Source organism: Alteromonas sp. G5_S2_22_S1, assembly GCF_054968525.1.
In genome coordinates this window covers 271,697-284,040 of record NZ_JBQKUJ010000002.1, presented here as the reverse complement: position 1 = coordinate 284,040, position 12,344 = coordinate 271,697, and the positions used below count along the sequence as shown (strand labels likewise).

At 46.1% G+C, this 12,344-nt stretch carries 9 protein-coding genes; 4 read left to right on the top strand and 5 right to left on the bottom strand.

All coding sequences use genetic code 11. The features are described from left to right. Positions 1-14: 14 nt before the first annotated feature. Positions 15-1,577, top strand: coding sequence for an exopolyphosphatase (gene ppx, locus ACTRWF_RS03445; protein ID WP_012517377.1), 1,563 nt, complete (start codon positions 15-17; stop codon positions 1,575-1,577). An 85-nt stretch (positions 1,578-1,662) separates the two neighbouring features. Here the strand turns inward: ppx and ACTRWF_RS03440 are convergent, their stop codons facing one another. Then, complete coding sequence (locus ACTRWF_RS03440) at positions 1,663-3,771, bottom strand: prolyl oligopeptidase family serine peptidase (protein ID WP_462835138.1); 2,109 nt, start codon at positions 3,769-3,771, stop codon at positions 1,663-1,665. A gap of 232 nt (positions 3,772-4,003) precedes the next feature. Between ACTRWF_RS03440 and ACTRWF_RS03435 the strand changes: the two genes are divergently transcribed. Then, positions 4,004-4,453 (top strand): hypothetical protein, encoded by a 450-nt coding sequence (locus ACTRWF_RS03435; protein ID WP_333970462.1) that lies wholly within the window; start codon positions 4,004-4,006, stop codon positions 4,451-4,453. A gap of 82 nt (positions 4,454-4,535) precedes the next feature. Here ACTRWF_RS03435 and ACTRWF_RS03430 read toward each other — a convergent pair whose 3' ends face one another. The 4 genes from ACTRWF_RS03430 to tkt all read right to left on the bottom strand — a co-directional run bounded on the left by ACTRWF_RS03430 (position 4,536) and on the right by tkt (position 10,043). After that, entirely contained in the window at positions 4,536-5,435 is a 900-nt protein-coding gene (locus ACTRWF_RS03430) for a fructose bisphosphate aldolase (protein ID WP_462835137.1), read from the bottom strand. Positions 5,436-5,736: 301 nt separating this feature from the next. Beyond that, the gene (locus ACTRWF_RS03425; RefSeq protein WP_012517373.1) at positions 5,737-6,912 is read right to left on the bottom strand and encodes a phosphoglycerate kinase; all 1,176 of its coding nucleotides are present in this window, start codon (positions 6,910-6,912) and stop codon (positions 5,737-5,739) included. 110 nt (positions 6,913-7,022) lie between these two features. Then, positions 7,023-8,033 (bottom strand): erythrose-4-phosphate dehydrogenase, encoded by a 1,011-nt coding sequence (epd, locus tag ACTRWF_RS03420; protein ID WP_024015764.1) that lies wholly within the window; start codon positions 8,031-8,033, stop codon positions 7,023-7,025. Between the two features lie 18 nt (positions 8,034-8,051). Beyond that, the gene (gene tkt / locus ACTRWF_RS03415) at positions 8,052-10,043 is read right to left on the bottom strand and encodes a transketolase (protein ID WP_462835136.1); all 1,992 of its coding nucleotides are present in this window, start codon (positions 10,041-10,043) and stop codon (positions 8,052-8,054) included. Positions 10,044-10,448: 405 nt separating this feature from the next. Between tkt and metK the strand changes: the two genes are divergently transcribed. Next, a complete protein-coding gene (gene metK, locus ACTRWF_RS03410) occupies positions 10,449-11,594 on the top strand; it encodes a methionine adenosyltransferase (protein ID WP_012517370.1) in 1,146 nt (381 codons plus the stop codon). A gap of 243 nt (positions 11,595-11,837) precedes the next feature. Further along, the gene (locus tag ACTRWF_RS03405) at positions 11,838-12,308 is read left to right on the top strand and encodes a hypothetical protein (RefSeq protein ID WP_462835135.1); all 471 of its coding nucleotides are present in this window, start codon (positions 11,838-11,840) and stop codon (positions 12,306-12,308) included. Positions 12,309-12,344: the final 36 nt, after the last annotated feature.

The following is a 12,344-nucleotide window of genomic DNA, read 5'->3' as shown; positions in this document are numbered from 1 at the left end:
TAGAAAATTAGTCCATGACCCAACATGAAACCGTTTTTAATGATGTGGAAACCCGCGAGGTAAGTAAAGTCGCGGCGTTAGATATTGGCTCTAACAGCTTCCATTTAGTAGTGGCGCGTATTGTTGCTGGGTCTGTTCAGATACTGCATAGAGTTAAGCAAAAAGTTCGCTTGGCCGAAGGCCTCAATGAGGACGATATTCTGTCTGAAGAAGCGATGGAGCGTGGGCTTGCTATGCTTAAAGTGGTAGCAGAAAGCCTCAAGGGGTTCGAGCCTGACTCTGTGCGCATTGTTGCCACCCATACACTGCGTAAAGCCCGCAATGCCAGAGACTTTATCAGTGCAGCAAAAGACATTCTTCCCTACCCCATTGAAGTTATCTCTGGTGTAGAAGAAGCCCGTCTGATTTACTCTGGCGTGGCCCATACCAATCATGCTGATGGCCAGCAACTTGTTATCGATATAGGCGGCGGCTCCACCGAGTTCGTTATTGGTGAAGGCTTCACACCCTTACTTTGCCGCAGCCTTCAAATGGGTTGCGTAAGCTATACTCAACGCTTTTTCCCCGACGGCGAATTAAAGTCTAAAGCTTTTGAGCGCGCGATTACCGCAGCTCAACAAGAGCTTGAAATGATAGATAACAAGTATCGCAGATTAGGCTGGGTACAGTGTGTAGGTACCTCAGGTACTATCCGATCGTTGTTCACGTTATGTCAGCAAGACCGTCCAAATGGGCATGATATTCCAGTAACCTTAAAAAGCCTACGCAACCTAATGAAGCAATTCGTTAGCGCCGGTCACGTCGATAAATTAGCTTACCCAGATTTAAGTGAAGATCGTCGTGTGGTTATCGCTGGCGGCTTAGCCATATTGATTGCGGTCTTCAAGGCGCTAGAAATTGATGGTTTAGTGTATTCACCCGCCGCGCTGCGCGAAGGCGTGTTGTACCAAATGGAAGATGAACTTCATCATGCAGATATTCGCGGGCGCACGGCGAGTAGCTTGGCCAGACGCTATGACGTTGATACAACGCAGGCGACCATGGTTCTAAATACCACGCTGGCACTTTTCGGCGAGGTTGAAAAAGCATGGAAACTGAAGGGAAAAGACTTTAAGAGCATGCTAGGTTGGGCAGCCCTGCTGCACGAAGTAGGCATGCAAATTAACTCCCGCGGTATTCAAAAACACAGCGCCTATATACTGGGTAATGTGGATATGCCGGGCTTCACTCAAGAACAGCAACTATTGTTAGCCACACTAGTGCGTTTCCACAGAAAGAAGATCCGCACCAATGAGCTCCCCTCGTTTAATCTGTTCGATGAGCATTCGATAAAGCGCTTAATTGCACTACTACGCCTTGGTGTACTGCTAAATATAAAGCGTCAGGAAGGTTTCTTACCTGAACTTAAGGTCAACGTAGACAAAAGCGAACTCACTATTACGTTTCCAGATGGTTGGCTTGACGAGAAGCCGATTATCTCTGCTGACCTTTTAAGAGAAAGCCACTACTGGAAGGCATTGGGTTTGAAGCTAACCGTGCTTCCCGATATTAGTGAGATTCACCCATCGGCTGGATAGGTAAAAGTTAAGGCCTTATTCTGTAATAGAAAGCTCACCAGGTTTAGGGCAAATACAGACTGTATTTGCCCTTTCTTGCAATGCCCTACTTTTTGACAGCGTCGCTGTCATACTTCTTGAACCACGCCAGAATATTTTCTATTTTGCCAATCATTCGTGAAGGTTTAGCGGCAATACCGTGAGGCGAACCGGGAACTTTAACTAATACACTGTCAACCTTTTGTAGCTTAAGTGCCTGATAAAATTGCTCGGTTTCAGACATTGGCGTGCGCTTATCTTCTACACCGGTAATTAGCATAGTAGGCGTAGTAACGTTGCCCACTAGCGATAACGGCGAGCGCTTCCAGTAGTGCTCAACGTTGTCCCACGGTTTTCCCGGGAACTGAAAAGGAATTTGATAAAGGCCCGAATCAGCGCTAAGCACTTTCGACAGCCAGTTAATAACGGGCTTTGCAACCACTGCCGCTTTGAAACGGTTAGTAAGACCAATGGCATAAGCAGATGCAATACCACCTGCAGAGCCCCCCGTAATGAATAGACGTTCAGGGTCGGCAATGCCTTTCTCAATCAGCGCGTCTACCCCAGACATATGGTCAGCAAAGTCGTACTCAGAGCTATATTTCCCTTGCAGCAATAACGCAAAGCGTTCGCCGTATCCCGTACTTCCTCGGTGATTATCATAAAACACCACGTAACCTTCTGCGGCCATGCGCTGCAATTCAGCAGTAAATACAGGCCCATAGGCTAGGTTGGGCCCACCGTGGATTTCCAGAATGAGAGGGTAGGTTTTTGAGCTGTCATAGTTTGGCGGCAGAATGTACCAGCCTTGAATTTCCTCACCGTCGATAGACGATGGGTAAACAACTTCTTTCACTTCACCGAGCTGCTTGTGGCCTAAAACATCTTCATTAAGTGCTGTAAGCTGGCGCTCTTTTCTGGTGGTAACGAACAAATCTGCAGGCCGGTCAGTACGACCTTTGGTGTAGGCCACAACATCGCCAACCGCATGGTAAGTACCAAATACATAAGGTCGGCCTAACGTGGTGCCACCAAGCCCTTTTGCTACGGCTTTTACACTACCCGATAGCGAAACCACATCCACCTGGGCCAGACCGCGAACTGATTGCTGAAAATAGATGCGTTTATTGTCTTTCCAGTGAAAATTAGACACCGAATTATCAATATCTTTTGTTATGTTTCTTTGTTCAGAGCCGTCGCTATTCATTACATACAAATAGCTATTTTTGTACATCACTTTTTCGTCGTCTCGGTACGCATAAGCAATATACTTTCCGTCAGGTGATACTACTGGTGACGACTCTCGCCCTTTGTCCTGCGTCAATTGTTCAATATTCCCCGTCATATCAACAGAAAATATATCGGCCTCAACGGGTTCATATTCCCAGTTATCACTTCGGTTAGCAGAGAAATAAATCTTCTCACCGTTCGGCGCAAAACTTAACCGACCGTTGTGATGGTAGTTGCCCGAGGTTAACTGTCTTGCTGTACCTCCGTCAGAGGGCACAATAAAGATATGGGTATAGGCAGGGTCAAGCACGCCTTTGCCATCGGCTTGATAACGCGCCTTAGTGATATATTGGAATTTAGGCGACCACTTTGCGCCTTCCGGCTTTTTAGGCATTTTTACATCTAGCGGCTTTTCCTTGGCATCCACACTCATAGTGAATGCAATGTATTTTCCGTCGGGTGACCACGTGATATTACTTGGGCTTGAAGTAACGTTGGTGACTAACGCCGTTTGCCCCGTATCCATCCAGCGCACATACAGTTGCGGTTTGCCCTCTTCATTGGAAAGGTAAGCTAATCGGCTGCCATCTGGTGACCAGCGAATAGAGTAATAATTTTTTTTCGAAGAAAGTAAGGGACGGTGTGATTTACCATCTACCGAGGCTAGCCAAACATTGGCGCGGCTACTGTCTGACATGACGTCGTTTGAACGGCGCACGTATGCGATATATTTACCGTTTGGAGATACCTGGACTTCACTGACGTATTCAAGGTTGAAGATATCTTCTGATTTAAAATAGCGTTCAGAGTCGGTAGTAAAAGATTCTGTTTCATTGCTCGCAAGCACTGTGGCTGGCATAGCTAGCGTGCCTACGCTAAATAGCACAGCCCACATCGCATACCGTTTTTTGACTGACGGGTACCTGTGATTTCTAGTAAAAGACATATCTCACCTTAATTATTTGTTTTTATCCGATCATTTTTATGGGGTGATCACTTTGCCGTGATGCATTTAACTTTCCCATACTACTGAATTAATTCAGGCAATAAAGATTAAACGTTGAGCGACATCATCTAGGAGATTAAGCGCATAAGCCTGCCTTTGAATTTAGCCGAATGGTTAGTTGCGTGCTGACAGTTAGGTGTTAAGTTTTAAGTAAGACTTGAAGGTATTCCCCATGAATAATCCGCACGGCGAATTTGAATGTAGCGTAAGCGGTCAACTGCTGCTTTTATCAGCAAGGGGCCCGTGGAATGATGAAACCATGCGAAATGGCGTGGTTAAACTGTCTTCCGACATTTCTAAATTTGAACAAGGCACCGAGTGGGCACAAGTAAGCTGTCTTTACGGTGAGAGCCTCATGCCCCCTTCAACATTTGATATATTTGTAAAGCATACTCGAGTGCGAAAAACCCGCGGCCTCTCATTTCTTGCCGTGGTGATATTAGATACCGATATTATGCTTACAACAAAGCATCAAATTTCTCAGTGCTACGACACTGCCGAGGTTCTTTATGGCTTCTACGATACTGTAGAAAATGCCCTACAAGCGATGACAAATATGGGCTACGACTTTGATAGTGAAGAAGCTGAACGCTTTTTTAGCCGTTTCAACTTTACTCGTTAAGAAAACAGCGAAAAGTGACTAAATAAAAAGAGCGCCAACGGCGCTCTTATAAGGTGTCAATGAAGATAGCCAGAGCTTATGATTACGCCTTAGAAGCTTGGTAAATACCTTCAATCGCTTTATCTAGTGTTGCTTCAAACTCTTTTTGAGATTGCTGTGCAGATACACCTTCGGTTAAAGCGCGAGAGAAACTCGCGATCATACCTTGGTTTTCAGCAAGCTTAGCATTAGCGTCGTCACGGCTGTAACCGCCAGAAAGCGCAACCACTTTAAGTACGCGAGGGTGATCAACAAGTTCTTTATAAAAGTTAGCTTCAGTTGGTAGCGTTAGCTTGAGCATCACTTCCTGACCTTCATTTAGAAGGTTAAGCTGGGTTAAAATTTCTAGCTTAAGTAGTGCTTCTGCTTCTGCTTTTTGCGGGCTGTGAATATCTACTTCTGGCTCGATAATAGGAACAAGGCCAGCCCCTAGAATTTGCTTACCTACTTCAAATTGCTGAGCAACAACATCTTTAATGCCTTGGTGATTAGCAAGCTTAACAACACTGCGCATTTTAGTGCCAAACACGTCTTGCGCTACGGCTTTTGCTAATAGTGCATCAAGCCCTGGCATAGGCTTCATCACTTGAACACCATTGCTTTCTTCAGCTAACCCTTTATCCACTTTCAGAAAAGGAATAACACGCTTTTTCTGCCACAAAAAGTGTGCAGAAGACATGCCTTCTATTTCTCTATCAAGGGTGTTTTCAAACAAGATTGCGCCAAGAACGCGCTCGCCGCTAAAAGGGGTGCTGGTGATAATGCGCGTACGCATTTCGTGAACAAGGTTAAACATCTCTTCGTCTGAGCTGTATTCAGACTCTTCGATGCCATATAAGCGTAACGCTTTAGGGGTACTACCGCCGCTTTGATCTAACGCTGCAATAAAACCGGTTTGCGTCTTCAGTTTATCCAGCATTGCCTGCTGAGCTTGTGATGCCATTGCAACACTCCTTTTGTATTATACTGCCTTTATAGGCAGGTGTAGGGTTTATTGTTATACCAATTCTATTAAAGATCTGTTTGTCTCAGACACGGCGTGCCGGTACCTAAAGTAAACACATCTGTAATAAAATTGGTATTTATGCCTGCGTACTTCACTGTTTCGCAGGGGTAATCGTTTCCGATTAAAAGGTCACGCTCAAAAATGCTGTTACTGAGCGTGACACCTATGGGGTAACGTTTGTACTAGGCCTTAGCTATATTGAGCTATCAGGCACTGCGTTTGTGTGCAGTGCTCAGGCTTATTTATTTTTTTCTTCTAGTACTGCTACCGCTGGTAGCGTTTTGCCTTCCAAAAACTCTAGGAACGCGCCACCACCTGTTGAAATATAAGAAACCTTATCGGCAATTCCGTATTTATCAACTGCGGCTAGTGTATCACCACCACCTGCGATTGAGAATGCGTCGCTTGCGGCAATCGCTTCAGACAGCGCTTTTGTTCCAGCACTGAACTGTTCAAATTCAAATACGCCTACAGGGCCATTCCATACTATGGTACCGGCATTTTTAATGATATCTTCAAGGGCTTTTGACGAGTCTGGGCCAATGTCAAAAATCATATCGTCATCAGCAACATCACTGACTACTTTAAGCGTAGCTTCGGTATTCTCATCAAACGCCTTGCCTACTACTACGTCTGTTGGCACTGGGATATTACCGCCATTAGCCTGCGCTTCATTCATAAGCTGCGTGGCTTGCTCGGTAAGGTCCATTTCAACCAGCGACTTACCTACATTGTGCCCTTGCGCTGCAATAAAGGTATTGGCAATACCGCCACCAACAATAAGCTGATCTACTTTTTCAGCTAGCGTTTTAAGCACGGTAAGCTTAGTCGATACTTTAGAACCACCCACAATGGCAACCATTGGGCGCTTCGGATTATCTAGCGCCTTACCCAGTGCATCTAATTCTGCAGCAAGTAATGGGCCAGCACAGGCTTTTGGCGCGAATTTAGCAACGCCATGGGTAGACGCTTGTGCGCGGTGCGCCGTGCCAAATGCATCCATCACAAAAATATCGCAAAGTGCTGCGTATTGTTTAGATAACGCTTCGTCGTCTTTCTTTTCGCCGTTATTAAAACGGACGTTCTCAAGGATAACCAATTCGCCGTCAGCAAGCTCAACACCGTCTAGGTAGTCTTTAACTAGCTTCACAGGCACGTCTAGGGCGTCATTAAGATAATCAACAACAGGTTGAAGAGAGAATTCGTCTGCAGGCTCGCCTTCTGTAGGACGGCCAAGATGAGACATCACCATAACGGCCGCACCTGCGTCTAGGGCTGCTTTAATGGTGGGTATAGATGCTTTGATACGGGCATCAGAGGTAACTTTGCCGTCTTTTACCGGCACGTTTAAATCTTGTCTAATTAGTACGCGCTGACCGTTTAAGGCCATGTCGCTCATGCTTGGAATTGCCATTGTCTTTCCTATGTTAATTTAAATTCAGTAGAGCGTGCGTTTAAAAGCACGCTCAAATTAACTGTGAAAGCTGCGCGGGCTGTGCTACCAGCCCTGGCAGCATCAATGCGTTATTTTGCGTCGAACATCACTTTTGCTGTGTCGAGCATACGGTTTGCAAAACCCCATTCGTTGTCACACCACACCAGCGTTTTTACTAGTTGCTTATGACTGACTCTTGTCTGTGTACCATCTACAATACACGAGTGGGGGTCGTGATTGAAATCTACCGACACCAAAGGCTCTTCGGTGTAATCGAGTATGCCTTGTAATCGCCCTGCTTTTGCACTGCGAAGGGCTTGGTTAACTTGCTCAATGGTTACCTTAGATTGAAGGGTAACGCTTAAGTCCATGGCAGTAACATTGATAGTAGGCACGCGAACGGCAATGGCTTCAAACTTACCCGCAAACTTAGGCAGAATGCGCTCTATACCCGCAGCAAGACGTGTATCAACAGGTATAATTGACTGACTGGCCGCACGGGTTCTGCGCAAATCTTCGTGATAAGCATCGATAACCTGCTGGTCGTGCATAGACGCGTGAATGGTTGTTATCGTACCACTTTCAACACCGAATGCCGCATCTAGCGCTTGAATGACAGGAACAATGCAGTTTGTGGTGCACGAACCGTTAGAGACTAATTTTTGTTCACTGGTCAACGTGTCTTCGTTGGTCCCAAAAATGACCGTATTGTCTAAATCTGGTGAACCGGGTGAAGAGAAAAGTACTTTGCCAGCGCCTGCATATAAATGCGCTTGCCCCGACGCTCTGTCATCAAACTTTCCCGTACACTCAAGTACAATATCTACGCCTAAGTCTCTCCACGGAAGGTCTTTAATATCACTTATCGCAAGCAAAGCAATATCATCACCCGCTACATTTAGCGTATTGTTTTCTAAGGCCACATCAAAACGGAACCGCCCGTGGGCGGTGTCGTATTTAAGTAAATGTGCAATGCCTTCGGGTTTAGCAATGTCGTTAATGGCCACCACGTTGAATTCGTTATTGCGCCCACTTTCATAAAGCGCGCGCAATACGTTACGACCAATACGACCAAACCCATTTATGGCAATATTTACCATAGGCTTATCGATTACCTCTTACAGAGACAGTGCAGCCTCTACTACAGCGTCAGTGGTAATATTGAAGTGCTTAAATAGGTCGCCTGCAGGTGCAGACTCACCAAAGGTATCCATACCTACGATAGCGCCGTTAAAGCCAACGTACTTGTACCAGCTGTCTTTTGACAAGGCTTCAACCGCTACGCGTTTAACAACACTAGACGGCAGTACGCTTTCTCGGTAATCAGCCGACTGACGATCAAAAACATCAGTAGATGGCATAGATACTACGCGAACCGCTTTACCTTGCTCGGTAAGTTTTTCTGCCGCTTCAACAGCTAGCTGCACTTCAGAACCGGTACCAATAAGAATAAGCTCAGGCGTACCTTCGCAGTCTTTAAGTACGTAACCGCCTTTCGCAATATCTGCAACTTGTTGAGCGTTTCTTTCTTGCTGGGCTAAGCCTTGACGTGTGAAGATTAGTGTTGTTGGGCCGTCAGTGCGCTCAATGGCAGACTTCCACGACACAGCAGACTCAACCTGATCACAAGGGCGCCAGTTATCAAGGTTAGGCGTTGCACGTAGCGCAACCACCTGCTCCACCGGCTGGTGAGTTGGGCCGTCTTCACCTAGACCAATTGAATCGTGGGTATAAACGAAAATTGCAGGCTGCTTCATTAGGGCCGCCATACGTACCGCATTACGTGCATATTCCATAAACATAAGGAAAGTTGCGCCGTACGCCTTAAAGCCGCCGTGAAGGGCAATACCATTCATCATGGCCGACATACCAAACTCACGCACACCGTAATAAATGTAGTTACCTGATGCGTCGTTTGCTTCAACACCTTTACTGCCTTCCCAAATAGTCAGGTTAGAACCCGCAAGGTCGGCAGAGCCACCTAATAGCTCAGGAAGTAACGGACCAAACGCGTTTAATGCATTTTGCGATGCTTTACGTGAAGCAATGTTTTGTGGGTTCGCTTGAAGCTCAGCAATAATTGCGTCTGCTTTGTCGCTGAAATCTGCTGGCAACTCGCCATTTACACGGCGTTTGAACTCTGCCGCAAGCTCTGGGTAAGCGGCTTTGTATGCTGCGAAAGCGTCGTTCCACGCGCTTTCCGCTTTTGAGCCTTTCTCTTTGCCATCCCAGCCCGCGTAAATATCGTCTGGAATTTCGAACGCACCATGGCTCCAGCCAAGCTTTTCACGTGTGGCGACAATCTCGTCATCACCTAGTGGTGCACCGTGGCAAGACTCAGTGCCTTCTTTATTCGGTGAGCCGAAACCAATGGTAGTTTTACAACAAATAAGTGTAGGCTGCGCCGTATTCGCTTGCGCCTTTTCAATGGCGGCTTTGACTTGCTCAGCATCGTGACCGTCGACGCCTTCAATCACTTCCCAGCCGTAGCTCTTAAAGCGTGCTGGTGTATCGTCAGTGAACCAACCTTCTACTTCACCGTCAATTGAAATGCCGTTGTCATCCCAAAATGCGATGAGCTTACCAAGGCCTAGCGTACCGGCTAGTGAACATGTCTCGTGTGAGATACCTTCCATTAAGCAGCCGTCGCCTAGGAATGCATAGGTGTGGTGATCAACAATAGTGTGACCGTCTTTGTTAAATTGCGCAGCAAGTACTTTTTCAGCAAGCGCCATACCTACAGCGTTACTAATACCTTGGCCAAGTGGACCTGTGGTGGTTTCAACACCGGGTGCATAACCGTACTCTGGGTGGCCTGGGGTTTTAGAGTGAAGCTGACGGAAGTTCTTTAACTCTTCAATAGGCAGTTCGTAGCCTGAAAGGTGAAGCAAAGAATACAACAGCATCGAGCCGTGACCATTTGAAAGCACAAAGCGATCGCGGTTAGCCCAAGACGGGTTAGCAGGATTGTGTGATAAGAAATCACCCCATAGTACCTGCGCGATGTCAGCCATCCCCATTGGGGCGCCTGGGTGACCTGATTTAGCTTGTTGAACAGCATCCATGCTTAGTGCACGGATAGCATTGGCGAGTTCACGACGAGAGGGCATGTTGTCTCCTGATTTATTTTGTATCTTTTGTTTCGTATCTTAGCGGGCTAGGCAAGCTAGACGAGCGTAGAGGTAAGGCGTTCGCTCCACTTCTTTATACGAATGAATGTGGCATTATTCTTACCTATGCCACCTAACAGTTCAATGGGTTTTCATTGCCAATAGTGAAAGTAATAGTAAAAAATGGTCTATACGCTCACCAATGCGTATTAGCTCGGTAATGAAAACCCTCTTATCTTTGCCTAAGTCTTTTTATTGTATAGAAATAACCCTAATACTGATCGGGTCATGTCAACATTTCGTAACAAAGAGACTTTTAGACGTCTAGAAGTAAAGACTGGTATTTATAACTTGTTTTAGTACAATATACGACTATTTTGATAATTTAACGCTTACGGAGCATTTATGGCCACGCATTTATTCACATCCGAGTCAGTGTCTGAAGGACATCCGGACAAAATTGCTGATCAGATCTCAGATGCGGTTCTTGACGCTATATTAGAACAAGATCCTCGCGCTCGGGTGGCCTGCGAAACGTATGTAAAAACCGGTATGGTTTTAGTAGGTGGTGAAGTAACCACTTCAGCGTGGGTAGACATTGAAGAGCTTACCCGCAACACCGTAAAAGAAATCGGCTATACCCATTCAGATATGGGCTTTGATGCTGACTCATGTGCGGTATTAAATGCCATTGGTAAACAGTCTCCTGACATCAATCAAGGTGTTGATAGAGCAAGCCTTGAAGAGCAAGGTGCAGGTGACCAAGGCCTGATGTTTGGTTACGCGAGCGACGAAACTGATGTATTAATGCCGGCGCCTATCACGTACTCACACCGCCTTGTTCAAAAGCAAGCCGAAGTACGCAAGTCTGGTAAGCTAGACTGGTTACGCCCGGACGCAAAAAGCCAAATTACCTTCAAGTACGAAAACGACAAGCCTGTGGGTATTGACGCTGTTGTACTTTCAACTCAGCACTGTGATTCAGTAAGCACTGAAACTGTACGTGAAGCGGTAATGGAAGAAATCATCAAGCCAGTGCTACCAAGTGAATGGATTGATGGCAATACACGTTTTCACATTAACCCCACGGGCCGATTTGTTATTGGTGGTCCAATGGGCGACTGCGGCTTAACAGGTCGTAAAATCATTGTAGACACATATGGTGGTATGGCTCGTCACGGCGGTGGTGCGTTCTCTGGTAAAGATCCATCTAAGGTAGACCGCAGCGCAGCCTACGCAGGCCGTTACGTTGCCAAGAACATTGTTGCGGCAGGTCTTGCAAAGCGTTGTGAAATTCAAGTGTCTTACGCCATTGGTGTTGCAGAGCCTACGTCTATTAGCATTGATACCTTTGGTACGGGTGTAGTAGATGAAAAAACGTTAGTAGCGCTTGTGCGTGAACACTTCGACCTACGCCCTTACGGCCTTATTCAAATGCTTGACCTTGAGCGTCCTATTTATCGCCCAACGGCCGCATATGGTCACTTTGGTCGTGACGAGTTCCCATGGGAAGCAACAGACAAAGCGCAAGCGCTAAAAGCCTCACTTTAATTCAGTAGGCAATAAGCACATAGTGCAAGACGCCGCTCGGTTGACGTTTTCATTATCGTCGTACCGAGCGGCGTTTTTGTTTTTCTTCGATCTAATGCTAGCGTGCGAGAAGAAAAAGTTAACGATTCTATTTTCAACATTTATTATTTAACGCTATGATTAAATAATGTTCGCTTCGTTATTTGCTACTCACCCCTTGTAATCTAAACGCTATACAAGCAGTGGCAACACTTGGGCTCATCCATGAATGTAGTTACCAGTATTTTTCTCGCTCTCTGTATTACTGCAGCCATGATGACAACACAGGCTTTTGCAGGGACAAATGACACGCATTTCAGCCCTATTCAATTTAAAAGCAAAAAACTGGCTCGATGGCAGCTAAATAGCATGTATCGCGTACAGTCAATTACCGAAACCCATCATTACGACAGCAGTTTTTCTTACCCTGCAGGTTCACAAGGGATGATAAGTGCCAGTCGGCGTTTTGATACTTGGGTTCCGCAAAAGGTTTATGCGACGTACAAAACCAATAATACGGCGTTTCAACATTATGCAGAGTGGCTATACTTGCCACACGACGAGGGAACCTTTACCCGCTTAGGTTGGTTACTTGGTGGACGTGAGGGTTTAAACATGGCTGTTGAAATTGAACATAGGATGGTAGGGGAAGAAGAAAACATGGCGTTATCGCTTGGCGTAAACTACCTGTTTTAAAAAGTAACTTGTGACAGCTGCTCGCTTAAAAGCAAA

What these genes read in the sequence shown, in the direction of transcription:
- ACTRWF_RS03430 (WP_462835137.1), bottom strand. Translation starts at nt 5,435, where the DNA reads ATGGCATCACAAGCTCAGCAGGCAATGCTGGATAAACTGAAGACGCAA.
- ACTRWF_RS03435 (WP_333970462.1), top strand. Translation starts at nt 4,004, where the DNA reads ATGAATAATCCGCACGGCGAATTTGAATGTAGCGTAAGCGGTCAACTG.
- tkt (WP_462835136.1), bottom strand. Translation starts at nt 10,043, where the DNA reads ATGCCCTCTCGTCGTGAACTCGCCAATGCTATCCGTGCACTAAGCATG.
- metK (WP_012517370.1), top strand. Translation starts at nt 10,449, where the DNA reads ATGGCCACGCATTTATTCACATCCGAGTCAGTGTCTGAAGGACATCCG.
- ACTRWF_RS03405 (WP_462835135.1), top strand. Translation starts at nt 11,838, where the DNA reads ATGAATGTAGTTACCAGTATTTTTCTCGCTCTCTGTATTACTGCAGCC.
- ACTRWF_RS03425 (WP_012517373.1), bottom strand. Translation starts at nt 6,912, where the DNA reads ATGGCAATTCCAAGCATGAGCGACATGGCCTTAAACGGTCAGCGCGTA.
- ppx (WP_012517377.1), top strand. Translation starts at nt 15, where the DNA reads ATGACCCAACATGAAACCGTTTTTAATGATGTGGAAACCCGCGAGGTA.
- epd (WP_024015764.1), bottom strand. Translation starts at nt 8,033, where the DNA reads ATGGTAAATATTGCCATAAATGGGTTTGGTCGTATTGGTCGTAACGTA.
- ACTRWF_RS03440 (WP_462835138.1), bottom strand. Translation starts at nt 3,771, where the DNA reads ATGTCTTTTACTAGAAATCACAGGTACCCGTCAGTCAAAAAACGGTAT.